14 protein-coding genes are annotated in these 16,722 nt (G+C 70.7%); 9 read left to right on the top strand and 5 right to left on the bottom strand.

Annotated features, from left to right (window positions below; genetic code table 11):
• Window positions 1-18: 18 nt before the first annotated feature.
• The 7 genes from ACSJDX_RS09435 to ACSJDX_RS09405 all read left to right on the top strand — a co-directional run bounded on the left by ACSJDX_RS09435 (window position 19) and on the right by ACSJDX_RS09405 (window position 8,386).
• On the top strand, window positions 19-1,026 hold the full coding sequence (locus ACSJDX_RS09435; protein WP_438352430.1) for a Gfo/Idh/MocA family protein: 1,008 nt from the start codon (window positions 19-21) through the stop codon (window positions 1,024-1,026).
• Window positions 1,019-1,885: an NYN domain-containing protein gene (locus tag ACSJDX_RS09430; protein ID WP_438352429.1), complete on the top strand. Its 867-nt coding sequence runs from the start codon at window positions 1,019-1,021 to the stop codon at window positions 1,883-1,885. Before ACSJDX_RS09435 ends, ACSJDX_RS09430 begins: the two co-directional genes overlap by 8 nt.
• Window positions 1,886-1,967: 82 nt before the next feature.
• A complete protein-coding gene (locus ACSJDX_RS09425) occupies window positions 1,968-2,975 on the top strand; it encodes a LacI family DNA-binding transcriptional regulator (RefSeq protein WP_438352428.1) in 1,008 nt (335 codons plus the stop codon).
• Between the two features lie 200 nt (window positions 2,976-3,175).
• The gene (gene mmsA, locus ACSJDX_RS09420) at window positions 3,176-4,696 is read left to right on the top strand and encodes a multiple monosaccharide ABC transporter ATP-binding protein (RefSeq protein WP_438354963.1); all 1,521 of its coding nucleotides are present in this window, start codon (window positions 3,176-3,178) and stop codon (window positions 4,694-4,696) included.
• On the top strand, window positions 4,693-6,033 hold the full coding sequence (gene mmsB, locus ACSJDX_RS09415; protein WP_438352427.1) for a multiple monosaccharide ABC transporter permease: 1,341 nt from the start codon (window positions 4,693-4,695) through the stop codon (window positions 6,031-6,033). Before mmsA ends, mmsB begins: the two co-directional genes overlap by 4 nt.
• A gap of 44 nt (window positions 6,034-6,077) precedes the next feature.
• Window positions 6,078-7,193, top strand: coding sequence for a substrate-binding domain-containing protein (locus ACSJDX_RS09410; RefSeq protein ID WP_438352426.1), 1,116 nt, complete (start codon window positions 6,078-6,080; stop codon window positions 7,191-7,193).
• Between the two features lie 86 nt (window positions 7,194-7,279).
• Window positions 7,280-8,386, top strand: a complete 1,107-nt coding sequence (locus tag ACSJDX_RS09405; RefSeq protein ID WP_438352425.1) for a class I SAM-dependent methyltransferase — start codon at window positions 7,280-7,282, stop codon at window positions 8,384-8,386.
• 6 nt (window positions 8,387-8,392) lie between these two features.
• Here ACSJDX_RS09405 and ACSJDX_RS09400 read toward each other — a convergent pair whose 3' ends face one another.
• On the bottom strand, window positions 8,393-9,925 hold the full coding sequence (locus tag ACSJDX_RS09400) for an ATP-dependent DNA ligase (RefSeq protein WP_438352424.1): 1,533 nt from the start codon (window positions 9,923-9,925) through the stop codon (window positions 8,393-8,395).
• Between the two features lie 60 nt (window positions 9,926-9,985).
• On the opposite strand from ACSJDX_RS09400, the gene ACSJDX_RS09395 reads away from it, so the two are divergent.
• On the top strand, window positions 9,986-10,396 hold the full coding sequence (locus ACSJDX_RS09395; protein ID WP_438352423.1) for a DUF6157 family protein: 411 nt from the start codon (window positions 9,986-9,988) through the stop codon (window positions 10,394-10,396).
• Window positions 10,397-10,415: 19 nt separating this feature from the next.
• On the opposite strand, the gene ACSJDX_RS09390 is transcribed toward ACSJDX_RS09395, so the two are convergent.
• The 4 genes from ACSJDX_RS09390 to ACSJDX_RS09375 all read right to left on the bottom strand — a co-directional run bounded on the left by ACSJDX_RS09390 (window position 10,416) and on the right by ACSJDX_RS09375 (window position 15,243).
• Window positions 10,416-11,288: an LLM class flavin-dependent oxidoreductase gene (locus ACSJDX_RS09390; RefSeq protein ID WP_438352422.1), complete on the bottom strand. Its 873-nt coding sequence runs from the start codon at window positions 11,286-11,288 to the stop codon at window positions 10,416-10,418.
• Window positions 11,289-11,327: 39 nt separating this feature from the next.
• Window positions 11,328-11,714, bottom strand: a complete 387-nt coding sequence (locus ACSJDX_RS09385; RefSeq protein WP_438352421.1) for a DoxX family protein — start codon at window positions 11,712-11,714, stop codon at window positions 11,328-11,330.
• 42 nt (window positions 11,715-11,756) lie between these two features.
• A complete protein-coding gene (locus ACSJDX_RS09380; RefSeq protein ID WP_438352420.1) occupies window positions 11,757-12,545 on the bottom strand; it encodes an LLM class flavin-dependent oxidoreductase in 789 nt (262 codons plus the stop codon).
• 127 nt (window positions 12,546-12,672) lie between these two features.
• Window positions 12,673-15,243 carry an ATP-dependent Clp protease ATP-binding subunit gene (locus tag ACSJDX_RS09375; RefSeq protein WP_438352419.1) on the bottom strand — a complete coding sequence of 857 codons (2,571 nt, stop codon included), beginning with the start codon at window positions 15,241-15,243 and terminating at the stop codon, window positions 12,673-12,675.
• Window positions 15,244-15,433: 190 nt separating this feature from the next.
• On the opposite strand from ACSJDX_RS09375, the gene ACSJDX_RS09370 reads away from it, so the two are divergent.
• Window positions 15,434-16,720 (top strand): endonuclease/exonuclease/phosphatase family protein, encoded by a 1,287-nt coding sequence (locus tag ACSJDX_RS09370; protein WP_438352418.1) that lies wholly within the window; start codon window positions 15,434-15,436, stop codon window positions 16,718-16,720.
• Window positions 16,721-16,722 lie beyond the last annotated feature (2 nt).

The following is a 16,722-nucleotide window of genomic DNA, read 5'->3' as shown; positions in this document are numbered from 1 at the left end:
GGTCGCTACGCTCGATGCATGACCCGACCCTCTGCTGCCGGCCTGAGATGGGGCATCCTCGCCACCGGCGGGATCGCCCACGCGTTCACCAACGATCTGCGCACCGCGGGCCTCGAGGTCGCCGCCGTCGGCTCGCGTCGCCTCGAAGCCGCGCAGGAGTTCGCCGCCCGCTTCGACATCCCCCGCGCACACGGGTCGTACGAGGAGCTCGCGGCCGACGCGGAGGTGGACATCGTCTACATCGCCACCCCTCACCCGGCGCACGCCGAGAACGCGCTGCTGATGATCGCGCACGGGAAGCACGTGCTGATCGAGAAGCCGATCACCCTCAACGCGGCCGAGGCCACCGCGATCCGCGACGCCGCCGCGACGCAGGGCGTGCTCGCGATGGAAGCGATGTGGACGCGGTACCTGCCCCACATGGTGCGCATCCGCGAGATCGTCGCCGCCGGCACCCTCGGCGACATCCGCTCCCTCAGCGCCGACCACACCCAGCATCTCCCGACCGACCCCGGTCACCGCCTCAACGATCCCGCGCTGGGCGGCGGAGCGCTGCTCGACCTCGGCATCTACCCGGTGTCGTTCGCGTGGGACATCCTCGGGGCGCCGGCCGCGGTGTCGGTCTCGGCCCTGGTGGGCGAGACCGGCGTCGACACCGAGGTCGCCTCCACGTTCACGCACTCCTCGGGCGCGATCTCCACCACGCTGTCGTCCTCGCGGACCGCCGGCCCGAACCGCGCGTACATCCTCGGCACCGAGGCGCGCATCGAGATCGACACCGTCTGGTACATGCCCACCTCGTTCCGGGTGATCGCGCACGACGGGACGGTGCTCGAGGAGTACACCTCGGAGGTCGAGGGCCGGGGCATGCAGTTCCAGGCGCTCGCGGCCGAGGAGATCGTCGCCGACGGGCGCCGCGATTCCGAGCTGCTGCCGATCGACGAGAGCATCGCGATCATGGCCACCCTCGACGAGATGCGCCGGACCATCGGCATCCGCTACCCCACGGAGACCGACAATGCCTGAGACCCAGGGCGCGCGCGTCGCCGTCTACCTCGACTTCGACAACATCGTGATGAGCTGGTACGACCGCGTGCACGGCCGCAACTCGTACCAGAAGGACCGTCCGCGCATCGCCGACGACCCCACCGATCCCGAGATCGCCGAGCGTCTCGCCGCCGCGACGATCGACGTCGGGGCGATCATCGACTACGCGGCGTCGTTCGGCACCCTGGTGCTCACGCGCGCCTACGCCGACTGGTCATCGCCGGTCAATGCGGTCTACCGCTCGCAGCTGGTGGCGCGCGCCGTCGATCTGGTGCAGCTGTTCCCTGCGGCGGCGTACGCGAAGAACGGCGCCGACATCCGGCTCGCCGTCGACACCGTCGAAGACCTCTTCCGCCTCCCCGACCTCACGCACGTCGTGATCGTGGCGGGCGACTCCGACTACGTGCCGCTCGCGCAGCGCAGCAGGCGCCTGGGCCGCTACGTCATCGGCGTGGGGGTGGCCGGCTCCACAGCGAAGTCGCTCGCCGCCGCATGCGACGAGTTCGAGGCGTACGACTCCCTGCCGGGCGTGCCCGCGCCGGTGCCGGCGACGACCGAGAAGCCGGATGCCGCGCCGGGCCGTTCGCGCCGTAAGGCCAAGGATCCCGGGGCCGACCTGCTCGAGCGCGCGCTGCGCCTGGAGAGCGACAAGGCCGACGCGGAGTGGCAGCACGCGTCGATCGTGAAGAGCCTCATCAAGCGCCTCGACCCGTCCTTCAGCGAGAAGGCGCTGGGGCATAAGAGCTTCACCGACTTCATCAAGGCGCACCCCTCGGTGGCCGAGGTCGACGAGTCGAGCAACATCGTGCTGATCCGCCTGGTGCCCGCCAAGCGCTGACACTGGCGCGTGCGCGGGCGGGGTGCATAATGGTCACCACGTCACGCATGTGACCGTGAACATCACAGCTTCGAGGTGCCCAGTGTCGTCCGATCTCGCGCGTGGCCGCGCGCCGAGCATCCGCGATGTCGCACGCCTGGCGGGGGTCAGTCATCAGACCGTCTCGCGGGTGCTGAACGACCACCCGAGCATCCGCGACGAGACCCGCGCGCGCGTCGAGCGGGCGATGGAGACGCTGCGCTACAAGCCCAACCGGGCGGCGCGGATGCTGGTGACCAGCCGCAGTCACACCCTCGGCGTGCTGCTGGCCACCGTGGGCGAGTACGGTCCCAGCGCCGCGATCGCGTCCCTCCAGGAGGCCGCGCGCGAGCGCGGGTACCAGGTCACCACGGCGAACATCGCCGCCGCCACCCCCCAGGCGATCGCCGAAGGCGTGCGCGTGCTCCTGGGGCAGGGGGTCGAGGGCATCGTCGTCAGCGCACCGCAGACGCGCACGTTCGACGTCATCGAGGGCATGGACATCGACGTGCCCTATGTCAGCCTCGAATCCGCCGCGCGGGAGGTCAGATCGATCGATCCGTACCAGTCCGAGGGCGCGAAGGCGGCCGCACAGCACCTCATCGACCTCGGCCACCGCAGCATCATCCACCTCGCAGGACCGCAGGACTGGATCGAGGCGGATGCCCGCATGCGCGGGTTCCTCGAGGCGATCTCCGACGCCGAACTGCCGACGATGCCGCCCATCGCGGGCGACTGGACCGCGGACTTCGGGCACTTCGCGGGACGTGAACTGGTGCGCAGTCGCGATCTGACCGCCGTCTTCGCCGCGAACGATGTGATGGCCATCGGACTCATGCACGCCTTCCGCGACGCGGGCCTGGACGTGCCGGGCGACATCAGCGTCATCGGCTTCGACGACATCCCGATCGCTGCGCACGTCTGGCCGCCGCTGTCGACCATCCATCAGGACTTCGAGATGCTCGGGCGACGCGCCGTCGGCGCGCTCCTCGGGGATGCGGACGAGGGCACCCGCTCGATCAGCACCACTCTCGTCGTCCGAGGGTCGACGGCACCGCCCCGTCGGCGCTGAACCTCCGCGAGGCACCTCGCCCGAGACGGCCGGGATGGATCGTTTCCATCCTGTTACCCGCGAGCATTTGACACCGGCCTCGGAGAGGAGCACCATTTCTCGATGTGAACGGTCACACGTTCACATCCCGCACGTCAGCACCGCCCCGACAACGGAGTCCTCCTGTGAGTGAAACCAGCGCCACGCCGCCCATCCTCGAGATGCGCTCCATCACCAAGGAGTTCCCCGGGGTCAAGGCGCTCGACCAGGTCTCGATCACGGTGCGCGCCGGCGAGATCCACGCGATCTGCGGCGAGAACGGCGCCGGCAAGTCCACGCTGATGAAGGTGCTCTCCGGGGTCTACCCGTACGGCACCTACACCGGGGACATCCGCTTCCGCGGAGAGGACGTGCAGTTCCGCGACATCCGCGCCAGCGAGGCGGCGGGCATCGCGATCATCCACCAGGAGCTCGCGCTCATCCCCGAGCTGTCGATCGCCGAGAACATCTTCCTCGGCAACGAGATCGAGCGCGGCGGCGTGGTCGACTGGACCGAGACCCGACGGCGCGCGGTCGACCTGCTGGCCCGCGTGGGACTGCGCGACGACCCCGACACCCAGATCAAGACGATCGGCGTCGGCAAGCAGCAGCTGGTCGAGATCGCCAAGGCGCTCGCGAAGGACGTCAAGCTCCTCATCCTCGACGAGCCCACCGCGGCGCTCAACGAGGACGACTCACAGCACCTGCTCGACCTGATCCTCGGCCTCAAGGGCAAGGGCATCTCGTCGATCATGATCAGCCACAAGCTCAACGAGATCGAGCGCATCTCCGACTCGATCACGATCATCCGCGACGGCCGCACGATCGAGACCCTCGACGTGCGCCAGGGCGACGTCGACGAGGACCGCATCATCCGCGGGATGGTCGGCCGCTCGCTCGAGAGCCGCTACCCCGACCGCACGCCGCAGATCGGCGAGGTGTTCTTCGAGGTGCGCGATTGGACCGTGCGGCACCCGCAGGTACCCGAGCGCCTGGTCGCCAAGCACTCGAACCTCGTCGTGCGCCGCGGCGAGATCGTCGGCCTCGCCGGCCTGATGGGCGCCGGACGCACCGAGCTCGCGATGAGCCTGTTCGGGCGCTCCTACGGAACCTACGTCGAGGGCACCATACTCAAGGACGGCAAGGAGGTCGTGCTGCGCAACGTCGAGGCGGCCATCGACCACGGGCTGGCGTACGTCAGCGAGGACCGCAAGGTGCTGGGTCTCAACCTCCTCGACACCATCAAGCGCTCGATCGTCTCTGCGAAGCTCGGCAAGATCGCCCCGCGCGGAGTGGTCGATCGGGATGCCGAGAACGACGTCGCCGAGGACTATCGCAAGCGCCTGCGCATCAAGACCCCGAACGTCAACGTGGGAGTGTCGAAGCTGTCCGGCGGCAACCAGCAGAAGGTCGTGCTGGCGAAGTGGATGTTCACCGACCCCGACCTGCTCATCCTCGACGAGCCCACGCGCGGCATCGACGTCGGCGCCAAGTACGAGATCTACGCGATCATCCAGAACCTCGCCGCGCAGGGCAAGGGCGTGATCCTCATCTCCAGCGAGCTGCCCGAGCTCCTCGGCATCACCGATCGGATCTACACGATCTTCGAGGGACAGATCACCGACGACATCCCCACCCCGCAGGCCACCCCCGAGAACCTCATGCGCAGCATGACCTCGGCTCGACAGAAGGCACAGGCATGACCACCGAAACGACCCGCACACCCAAGCGCGGCGGCCTCTCGGACCTCCGGAAGATGTTCGGCGGGAGCACCTCCGGCGCCCGCCAGTTCGGCATCCTCGCGTCGCTGATCGCGATCGTCGTCGTCTTCCAGATCTGGACCGGCGGTCTGACGCTGTCGTCGCAGAACCTCATCAACGTCGTCAGCCAGCAGTCCTACATCCTGATCCTCGCGATCGGCATGGTGATGGTCATCATCATGGGGCACATCGACCTGTCGGTCGGCTCGGTCGCCGCGTTCGTCGGCATCATCGTGGCGAAGTCGATGAACGAGTGGCACGTGCCGTGGCCCTTCGCGATCGCGATCGGCCTGGTGGTCGGCGTGCTCGTGGGCGCCTGGCAGGGCTTCTGGGTCGCCTACGTCGGGGTGCCGGCCTTCATCGTGACCCTGGCCGGAATGCTCATCTTCCGCGGGGCGAACCAGTGGATCGGCCAGTCGACGACGACGCCGGTGCCTCAGGAGTTCAGTTTCATCGGCTCGGGCTACCTCCCGGAACTGCCGATCGCACTCAACTTCAACGTCCTGACGATGCTGCTCGGCCTCATCGGCGCCGGCTGGATCGTGTACAACGAGGTGCGCCTGCGCCGCCAGCAGCACAAGATCGGTGCCGAGGCGGCTCCCGTGTGGGTGTCGGGCGTGAAGGTGGTCGTGCTGTGCGCCGCGATCCTGTGGGCATCCTGGCTGTTCGCCACCGGTCGTCCGGGCACGAGCTTCCCCGTCTCGGGCGTGATCCTCCTCGTCCTTGTGGTGATCTACTCCTTCCTCACCAACAACACGGTGTTCGGTCGCCACATCTACGCCGTGGGCGGCAACCGCATGGCCGCGGCACTGTCCGGCGTGAAGGACCGTCGCATCGACTTCTTCGTGATGATGAACATGGCCGTCCTGGCCGCCATCGCCGGAATGATCTACGTCGGCCGGGCCACCGCCTCCGGTCCGCAGGACGGCAACGGCTGGGAGCTCGATGCGATCGCCGCGGTGTTCATCGGCGGCGCCGCCGTCTCCGGCGGCATCGGCACCGTGATCGGCTCCATCGTCGGCGGACTCGTGATGGCGTTCCTCAACAACGGCCTGCAGCTCGTCGGCGCCGGCGCCGACACCGTGGCGATCACCAAGGGCCTCGTGCTCCTCCTCGCCGTCGCCGTCGATGTGATCAGCAAGCGCCGCGGCGGACCGTCGATCATCGGCCTGATCATGTCGCGGCGTCGTCGCTCCACCGAGAGCTTCCCCGAGACGCCGACGGTCGCGCCCAGCGGCACCAACGAATCCAGCCAGCCCGCCGACATCCGTCGCGGCTGACTCCCCTGCTCCCCATTTCCCCACCAAGAGAAAGTGATGGATCAATGAAGAAGATCGCTCTGACCGCTGTAGCGCTCACCGCCGCAGCAGCCCTGGCCCTCACCGGATGCTCGTCCGGCGGAGGTCGCAGCGACACCGCGGCATCCGGGGGCACCTCCGGGTTCGCCGCCGACGCGAAGATCGGCATCGCGCTGCCCGACAAGACGTCGGAGAACTGGGTGCTCGCGGGCGACCTGTTCACCTCGGGCCTGAAGGACGCCGGTTTCAGCGCCGACGTGCAGTACGCCCCGGCCACCAACACGGTCGCCGAGCAGCAGAACCAGATCTCGGCCATGATCACCAACGGCGCCAAGGTCATCGTCATCGGCGCCAAGGACGGCAAGCAGCTGGGCACCCAGCTGCAGCAGGCCCACGACGCCGGCGTCAAGATCATCGCCTACGACCGTCTGCTGGAGAACTCGCCGAACGTCGACTACTACGTCGCGTTCGACAACTTCAAGGTCGGCGAGCTGCAGGGTCAGGCCCTGCTCGACGGACTCGCGGCACGCAGCGGCCACGCCGCTCCGTGGAACATCGAGCTGTTCTCCGGCTCGCCGGACGACGCCAACTCGGCCGTGTTCTTCAACGGCGCCATGTCGATCCTGAAGCCGAAGATCGACGACGGCACCCTGAAGGTCGTGTCGGGTCAGACCGAGATCGCGCAGACCGCGACCCAGGGCTGGAAGGCCGAGAACGCCCAGAGCCGCATGGACTCGCTGCTCGCGGCCAACTACACCTCCGCGACCATCGACGGCGTGCTGTCGCCGAACGACACGCTCGCCCGCGCCATCCTCACCTCGGTGAAGCAGGCCGGCAAGAACGTGGCGACGTTCACCGTCACCGGTCAGGACTCCGAGGCCGAGTCGGTGAAGTCGATCATGGCCGGCGAGCAGTACTCGACCATCAACAAGGACACCACCCTGCTGGTCGCTCAGACCATCAAGATGATCCAGTCGCTGCAGCAGGGCCAGGAGCCCGAGGTCAACGACACGAAGCAGTACGACAACGGCGTGAAGGTCGTCCCGGCGTACCTGCTGCCTCCGGTGATCGTCACCAAGGAGAACGCCGCCGAGGCGTACAAGAACAGCCCCTCCCTGCTGAAGATCGTCCAGGGCGGCTGATCGCACGCATCGTCAGACGGAGGGGGTCCCGCACCGCGGGGCCCCCTTCGGCGTTCCCGCCGGAGGAACCCGGGTAGCGTCGGTGGGTGGACTTCCCCTTCGACGCGCTGCGCCGCCGCCCCGACCTCGAGGCGCCGGACCTGCAGGCGTGGGATGCCGCCGACACGCTGATCCTCGACGAGTCGGCCGCCGCGCGCGCCGCCGCCGGTGCCGGCGAAGTGGTGGTGATCGGCGACGGGTACGGCGCCCTCGCCCTCGCCGCGATCGCCGACGGGGCCGCAGCGGTACGGGTGCACCAGGATCCCCTCACCGGTGAACGCGCTCTCGCCGCCAACGCCGCCCAGCTCGGCGGCGTGGAAGGGTTCGCCTCGATGCCGCTGGAGCCGGCGCTGGTCTCGGGCGCCGGGGTGGTGCTGCTGCGCCTCCCTCGCTCGCTCGACGCGCTCCGCGACCTCGCGGGGCTGATCGCCGCGCACGCCGCGCCCGATGTCGTGGTGTTCGCCGGCGGCCGGGTGAAGCACATGACCCTCGCGATGAACGACGTGCTGCGGGCGCACTTCGCCACACTCGACGTCACGCACGCCCGGCAGAAGTCCCGCGTGCTCGTCGCCCGTGGCCCGCACGACGGCGCCGATCCGCGGCCGTCGGTGGCGCAGCATCCGGGACTGCCCACCGTGTGCGCCTACGGCGGCGCGTTCGCGGGCACCTCGATCGACATCGGAACGCGCTTCCTGCTCGAGCACCTGCCGCGGGAGCTCCCGGCCGAGGTGATCGACCTGGCGTGCGGCACCGGGGTGGTCGGCGTGTGGATGGCGATGACGGATGCCTCCATCCGCGTCGTCGCGACCGACCAGTCCGCCGCGGCGGTCGCGTCGGCATTGGCCACGGCCGACGCGAACGGCGTGGCCGATCGGGTCGAGGTCGTGCGCGACGACGCCCTGGGCTCCCGTGCGGACGGCAGCGCGGAGTTCATCGCTCTCAACCCGCCGTTCCACGTCGGAGCCGCCGTGCACGACGGCGTCGCTCTGCGCCTGTTCGCCGAGGCGGGCCGCGTGCTCGCCACGGGTGGGCGGCTGTGGACCGTGTGGAACTCGCCGCTGCGGTATCGGGCGGCGCTGGAGCGCGCGGTGGGGCCGACCACGCAGGTCGCGCGCAACGCCAAGTTCACCGTGACCGTCTCGACGGCGCGCTGACCGCGTTCAGCGCAGCAGGCCGCGCAGGGTCTGGATGGTGTCGACCTCGGTGGCCGGCTTGTCTTCGCGATAGGCCTTCACGCGGGCGAAGCGCAGCGCGATGCCTCCCGGGTAGCGGCTGGAGCGCTGCACCCCGTCGATCGCGATCTCGACGACGGTCACCGGCTCGAGGTGCACGGCGTAGGCGCTGCGGGAGGTCTCGATCTGCGGGAAGCGCTCGGTCTGCCACCGCAGGAGCTCGTCGGTGAGGCCTTTGAACGTCTTGCCGACCATCACGAACGCGCCCGGCTCGCCGAACTCGCCCTCGGGATCGAGAGCGCCGAGGTGGAGGTTCGACAGCCATCCGCGACGACGGCCCGAACCCCATTCGGCGGCGAGGACCACCAGGTCGAACGTGTGCACCGGCTTGACCTTGACCCAGCTCTTGCCCCGACGGCCGGCGGCGTAGGGGGCGTCGAGCGCCTTGACCATCACGCCCTCGTGCCCCGCGGCGAGCGCTTCGGCGGCGAACGCATCGGCGGCATCGCCGTCGGCGGTGACGATGCCGGGCATGCGCAGCACGCCGACGACGCGGTCGAGTTGGGCCAGGCGCACCGACAGCGGCTCGTCGATCAGGTCGCGGCCGTCGACGTGCAGGACGTCGAAGAACCACGGGCGCAGCACCACGTCGCGCGCCGTGGCCGTGCCGATGCCCGACCCGAAACGCGCCATGGTGTCTTGGAAGGCGCGCGGCGCCCCGTCTTCGTCGAGCGACAGGGTCTCGCCGTCGAGGATGAGCCGCTCGTGCGGCAGCGCGCGCACGGCCTCGACGAGCTCGGGGACGCGGTGCGTGACGTCGGCGAGCGTACGGGTGAAGACCCGCACCTCGTCGCCGTCGCGGTGCACCTGCACGCGGGCACCGTCGAGCTTGTACTCCACGGATGCGGTGCCGGTGCTCGCGAGCGCCGCGGCGACGGTGGGCGCCGTCGAGGCGAGCATCGGCAGCACTCCGCGCCCCACCTGCAGCCCGACGGCCTCGAGATCGGCCACCGTGCGGGTGAGCGCGATCACCGCCGTCTCGCCCAGGTCGCCGGAGAGCATGGCGGCACGACGGACGGATGCCGCCGGCCGCTCGGAGGCCGCGGCGATCGCATCGAGCAGCACGCCCTCGAGCGCCCCGGTGCGCAGCTCGCCGCCCAGGACGCGCGCGAAGAAGTCCCATTCGGACGCCGTGGCGCGGGCGGCGAGCTCGCGCAGGACGTCGGTGCGGGCGGCCGCCGACCCCGACCCGGAGGCCGCGGCGAGCGCGTCGAGCGCCGCGTCGACATCGGCGACGGTGAGCGTCTCGATCTCGGCGTGCTCGGTCCCGATGTTCGCCAGGGCGCGCCACCCCACGCCGACCCGCCCCTGCCGGGGGGTCGCGACGAGGTATCCGACCGCGGGCACGATCTCGTCGGGAGCCAGCGCCCGCAGCAGCTCGCCGAGGGCCGAGACCTTGGCGGTGCGCGCGGACGTGGCCGCGACGGCATCGGTGACGCGGACGAGGTCGGACAGGAGCATGCTCGGATTCTCGCACCGGCCGCCGACATCCGTGTCGGAGGCCGGGAGTACGGTGAGGGCGTGCACACGACGAACTACACCGACACGTTCATCGAGGTCGCCGAAGACTGCCCGGCGACCGTCGCGACCGAGCCGATCGCGCGCGAGAGCCCCACCGTCGCCGAACTGCACTACGAGCTGGTGGCGCAGCATCCGTACCGGTTCACCTCCGACGACGTGGTCTTCGAGACGTACGCTCGCCGGCACGACATCCCCGCCGGCGAGCGCGAGGCCGCACGCACGGAGTTCTTCGCGAAGGGTCAGCCGTGTCTGCGCTCGTCGCCGCTCGGCAAACGACTGGGGTGGGGCACCAACCACGACGCCGAGGGCCGGGTCGCGCTGGTCGCGGTCGAGTCCGAGGAGTACGCGCGGTTGGCCGCCGACCCCGCTCTCGCGCACACGAGGGCGATGCGCAGCGCGCGGGCGCGCTGAGACACCGGCGCGCCGGCCGTCAGCCGATCACGCGCGACACCTCGCCGACGCCGGCGAGGAACGCGTAGAGGTCGGGCTCGTCCATCGTCGGCTGCAGGATCACCGAGGTCGCGCCCGCGTCGAAGAACGGCACGATCCCGGCGACCACGTCCTCCGGTGTCCCGGCGATGTCGAACGAGGGATCGAGCTCCTCCTTCCACGCGACGTGGTCGGCCCGCACGCGTTCGAGCGTCCCCGCACCGCCGAACCCCGCTGTGACGAACACGACGATCTCGTGCCCGCCGGGGCGGCCGGAGGCATCCCGCGCCTCCTGCACCGTCTGCACCGCGGTGCGCAGTCGCGACGGCGTCCACCCCGAGGGGATGATCGTGCCGTCGGCGACCTCGCCCGACAGGCGCAGCGTCTTCGGCCCCTCTGCGGCGGCGAGGACCGGGGGCGCAGCGAAAGGCGGCCAGTCCAGCCGCACCCCGTCGAGGGTGACGTACCGTCCCGCCACGTCGAGCTGTTCGCCGGCCAGCAGCCCGCGCAGCGCGGGCACGTACTCGCGCATGAGCGTGAGGGGTGACGCGACCCGCGCGCCGACCTGGCCCATCCAGTCGAGCACCCCGTGTCCCACGCCGGGAACGAGGCGACCGGGGAACATGCGCTCGAGGGTCGCGAGCTCCATCGCCAGCAGCGCGGAGTTGCGCAGCGGCATGGGCGCGACCCCGATCCCCACGGCGAGACGCTCCGTCCAGGCGAGGATCGCGGCGGCCGCCGAGATCGACCCCTCGCGGAAGCAGTCCTCCCAGACCCACAGCTGCGCTATCCCCTCACGTTCGGCGGCCATCGCCGCGTCGCGCAGGCGCTCGGGCGGGAAGAACGGGGTGAAGATCGCTCCGATGCGGCTCATTCCCTCAGCCTGCCAGCACCCGCCGACACGCGTCCAGGATCAGCGGGTCGCCCAGAGCGCCCACACGACGAGCACGGGCTGCAGGAGGAGCCGCACGAAGCGCTTCCGATCGGTGTCGAGCATCGGCGCGGACCGGTGCGTGCGCCACTGATGCACGTTGCCGGGGAACACCGCGACGAAGAACGCCGCGATCGCCGCGCCCACGGTGCGCCGCTCGCGCGGCAGCGCGATCACGGCGGCGCCGAGCATGACCTCGACGGCGCCGGATGCCACGACGATCGCATCCTTGTCGGTGCGCAGCAGCGTCGTGGCCCAATCCGGCACGACGATGCGGTACCCGCGACGACCCCACGTGAGGTGCGAGACGCCCGCCACGAGCAGCAGAGCCGCCAGCGCGAGCCGAGCGAGAAGTCGGGCGGTCGTCATCGCCTCAGTCTGTCACGCGGCTCGGGCTACCCGGTCGCCGGGTCAGCCGTCGGCGCGCAGCGCCAGTTCCGCGGCCGCATCGTCGATGAAGCGGAGGTAGTCCGCCACGTCGTCGGTGCGGGTGATCGCGCGCAGAACCAGTTCGTCGACGTGCGCGCGGTAGGCGGCCACCCGCGCGGCGATCCCCGGCGCGCGCACGACCGTGTCGGCCGCCGAGATCCCCAGCCGGGCGAAGTTGGCGGCGTAGCTCGGGTACGACGCGTAGCGCGCGGTCTCCTCGTCGAGACGCTCGTCGGCTGCGGCATCCATCGCCGTCCGCGCGTACAGCACGACGGCGGTCGAGGAGGACGCGGCGCGCAGCTGCGCGGCCTGCACGGCCGCCGTCTCGGGGGTGAGCCAGTTGAGCAGCGTGCCCGCCGCATGTGTCACGGCGACCGCGCGCATGCGCGGCCCGAGAGCGCCGACCATGACGCGCAGTCCCGCTCCGCGCAGGTCGTCGGCACCCGACCGCACCAGCGCGAGAGCGCCGCGGCCGGTCTGCCCCGAACCGATCCCGATCGTGAGCCGGTCGGTGGGGAGCCCGCGCGCCGCCACGTCGGCGGCGATCTCACTCGCGCTCCGGCGGTCGAGGGCGATGACCCCGGTGCCGAGTCGCAGGGAGTCGGTGACGGATGCCGCCGCCTCCATCGCCGCGAGGGAGTCGCCGCCGGGGGTGTCGTTGATCCACAGTGCGTGGAATCCGGCGCGCTCGGCGGCGGGGGCGATGCGCGCGGCGGCCTCCGGTCCGAGCGCTCCGGCGATTCCGAGGGACACGACACCGTGAGAGGCCATGTCCCGAGTCTCCCACCTTCCCGCCGCTCCTTAACCGCGAGAACCCATTCCCTCGTCGAGAACACCGCAGAGTGCGGTGGTCTCGACGAGGGAACGGGTTCTCGCGGTCGGGAGGGGATGTCGGGGGTCAGGCGGCGCGAGCCAGCGCCACCCCGGCCGTCACGACGAGCGCGCCATCAGCGGCATCCACCGTCACGTACCCGCCGTCGGTCAGGTGACCGTCGACGAACAGCTCCGCGATGCGGTCGTCGACCTCGCGCTGGATCACCCGCCGCAGCGGGCGGGCGCCGTACTCGGGCTCGTACCCGTTCTCGGCGATCCACGCCACGGCGGCGTCGGTCACCTCGATGCCGACCTCGCGGCGCGCGAGCCGTGACGACGTGGCGTCCAGCAGCAGGCGCACGATGCGCTCGAGCTGCGGACGGTCGAGCTTGCGGAACGTGACGATCTCGTCGATGCGGTTGAGGAACTCCGGTCGCATCGCCTCGCGCAGACGCCCCATCACGCGGGCGCGCAGGTCGTCCTCCGATCCGAAGCCGGTGGCCCCGCCGCCGTCGGCGACGAAGCCGAGGGCGCCCGAGCGCGACGCGAGGAACTCGCTGCCGATGTTGGAGGTCATCACGATGACCGCGTTGCGGAAGTCGACCGTGCGGCCCTGGCCGTCGGTCAGGCGCCCGTCGTCGAGCACCTGCAGCAGCAGGTTGAACACGTCGGGGTGCGCCTTCTCGATCTCGTCGAACAGCACGATCGAGTACGGGTTGCGTCGCACGCGCTCGGTGAGCTGTCCGGCCTCGTCGTAGCCGACGTATCCCGGAGGGGCTCCCACCAGGCGCGACACCGTGTGCCGCTCGCCGAACTCGCTCATGTCGAAACGGATGACGGCGGTGTCGTCATCGAACAGCGACCCCGCGAGGGCCTTCGCCAGCTCGGTCTTGCCGACGCCGGTGGGGCCCAGGAACAGGAACGACCCGACCGGGCGGCGCGCGTCGCCCATCCCGGTGCGGTTGCGCCGCACGGCCTTCGCGACGGCGGCGACCGCGGCGTCCTGCCCGATCACGCGCTCGTGCAGCTCGTCCTCGAGGGTGGCGAGCCGCTCGCGCTCGGTCTCGGTCAGCCGGGAGGCGGGGATGCCGGTGGCCCGGCTGATCACGGCCGCGATCTGCGCCTCGTCCACCACCGCGTCGCCCGCGCGCACGGCACCGGCGGCGGCTGTCTCGTCGAGACGCGACTGCACCTCGGTGATGGCGTCGCGGATGCGCGAGGCCTCTTCGTAGTGCTCGGCGGAGACGGCGGCGTTCTTGTCGGCCTCCAGCTCGGCGAGTCGCTCGATGAGCGCCGACACGTCGACGGTCACGCCGAGGCGCAGCCGCAGCCGTGCCCCGGCCTGGTCGATCAGGTCGATCGCCTTGTCGGGCAGCACGCGGTCGGAGAGGTAGCGGTCGGACAGCTCGACGGCGGCGCGCAGCGCCCCGTCGGTGTACGTCACCGCGTGGTGCTCCTCGTAGGCGGCACGCAGGCCGCGCAGGATCAGCAGCGCGTCCTCGATCGAGGGCTCGCCGACGCGCACCGGCTGGAACCGGCGCTCGAGCGCGGGGTCCTTCTCGATGACGCGGTACTCCTTGAGCGTCGTGGCGCCCACGAGGTGCAGGTCGCCGCGCGCGAGGCGGGGCTTGAGGATGTTGCCGGCGTCCATGGCGCCCTCGCCGCCGCCCCCGGCGCCGACGACGGTGTGCACCTCGTCGATGAACACGATGTGCTCCCCGGCTCCCGCCGTGATCTCGTCCATCGTCTGCGTGAGACGCTCCTCGAAGTCGCCGCGGTAGCGGGTGCCGGCGAGCATCGCGGGCAGGTCCAGCGCCACGACGCGCTTGCCGCGCAGCTGCTCGGGCACGGCTCCGTCGACGATCGCCTGGGCGAGGCCCTCGACGATCGCGGTCTTGCCGACGCCGGCCTCCCCCACCAGCACGGGGTTGTTCTTCGTGCGGCGGCTGAGGATCTCGATCGTCTGCTCGATCTCGTCGGCCCGTCCGATCACGGGGTCGAGCTCGCCGAGGCGGGCGCGCTCGGTGAGGTCGGTGCCGAAGCGGTCGAGCATCGGAGTGTCGGATGCCGCGGCATCCGTCCGCCCGTCGGGCGCGGTCTGCGGGGTCGTGCCGTCGGCGCCGACGGTCTCCCGCATACCCTGCGTGAGCGCTTCGGCCGTGACGCCGGCGCGTGCGAGCACCTGGCCCGCGGGCGCATCCTGCGCGATCACGAGCGCGAAGAACAGGTGCTCGGGGTCGACATAGGTCGAGCCGGAGGCGCGCGCCACCTGATAAGCGTGGAAGAGCGCCCGCTGCACCGAGGGCGCGATAACCGCGGCGTCGACCTCGGCGGTCGAGGTCGCGGCGGGCAGTCGCTCCTCGGCGGCGTGGGCGATCGCGCGCGGGTCGGCGCCGACCCGGCGCACGGCTTCGTCGGCCGGCTCGTGCTGCACGATCACGCGCAGCACGTGGAGGGCGTCGAGCTCGTGCTGGCCGCGCTCGAGGGCGAAACGACCGGCCTCCTGGAGCACCTGCTGAGTGCGGGCGCTGAGGAAGCGACTCAGGTCGATGGACCGTGCGGCACGGGCGCGCTCACCGTCGAGGTAGCGCGACAGGAAGTCGTCGAAGGCGCTCGAGCCGTTGTCGGCGCCGTCGGGGGTGAAGTTCTCAGGCATTGCGTGGTCTCCCGTAAAGGTGAGTCGATCTGACTCAAGTTTATACTTGAGCCAAGGCGTATCAAGCTCAACGGCGGAGCGCACAGGCTATTCCCGGCCGATGAGAATCCCCTCATGCCCCGTTCCCCTGGGCGTCATCGGAGACTCATAGCGTGGACGGCACGCCCACCGCCGGATCGAAGGAGCTCTCATGCCCACCCGTCGCCCGTCCGCCCGCGTCCTCGCCGTGATCGCCGCCTCCGCAGCGGTGATCTCGGGTGTCGCCCTCGGCGCTCCCGCCGCCTCCGCGCAGATCTCCTCGTCCTCCGCCCAGCCCGCGACCGGCGGCTGGGGCGGGATCTACCAGAAGCAGACCCTCCGGGTCGCCACCTACAACCTCTCGCTCAACCGCAACGCCGCGGGCGATCTGGTGCGCGACCTCTCGACGCCCGACAACGCGCAGGCCCGCACCGTCGCCGAGGTGATCCAGCGCGCGAACCCCGACGTGGTGCTCCTCAACGAGTTCGACTACGTCGCCGGCGGCGCGGCGGTCGATCTGTTCCGCGCGAACTACCTGAAGGTCGGCCAGAACGGCGCGAACCCCGTCGACTACCCGTACGTCTTCACCGCCCCGTCGAACACGGGCGTCCCGAGTGGATTCGATCTCAACAACGACGGCACGGTCGGCGGCGGGGACGACGCGCTCGGGTTCGGGCAGTTCGAGGGGCAGTACGGGATGGTGGCGCTGTCGAAGCATCCGATCCGCACCGACAAGGTGCGCACGTTCCAGAACTTCCTCTGGAAGGACATGCCCGGCGCCCTCCTCCCCGACGACCCCGCCACCGCAGCACCGGCCGACTGGTTCACCCCGGAGGAGCTGGGAGTCGTGCGCCTGTCGAGCAAGTCGCACTGGGATGTGCCGATCGACGTGGGCGGCCACACCGTGCACGTGCTCGCCTCGCACCCCACGCCGCCGACCTTCGACGGACCGGAGGACCGCAACGGCCGCCGCAACCACGACGAGATCCGCTTCTGGTCCGACTACATCTCCCCCGTCTCCTCGCGCTACATCGTCGATGACGCAGGTGCGCGCGGCGGACTCCGGGTGACGGACTCGTTCGTGATCCTCGGCGACCAGAACGCCGACCCGAAGGACGGCGACTCGGTGGATGCCGCGATCACCCAGCTGCTCGGGAACTGGCGCATCCGCGACCCGAAGCCGACGTCGCCGGGCGGGGTGGAGGCATCCGCTCTGCAGGGCGGCGCGAACCTCGCCCACCGGAGCGACCCGCGCTACGACACCGCCGACTTCGCCGACACCGCTCCGGGCAACCTCCGCGCCGACTACGTGCTGCCGTCGCTCGCGCTCATCCCGGTGCGTGCGGAGGTGTTCTGGCCGGCGCAGTCCGATCCGCTGTCGCGGCTGACGGGCGTCTACCCGTTCCCGAGCAGCGACCACCGGCTGGTGTGGGCAGACCTCCGCGTGCCGCGCTGGTGACG

It is taken from the genome of Microbacterium fluminis (assembly GCF_051549805.1).
GTDB lineage: Bacteria > Actinomycetota > Actinomycetes > Actinomycetales > Microbacteriaceae > Microbacterium.
This window is presented reverse-complemented; position numbering and strand designations above follow the sequence as displayed.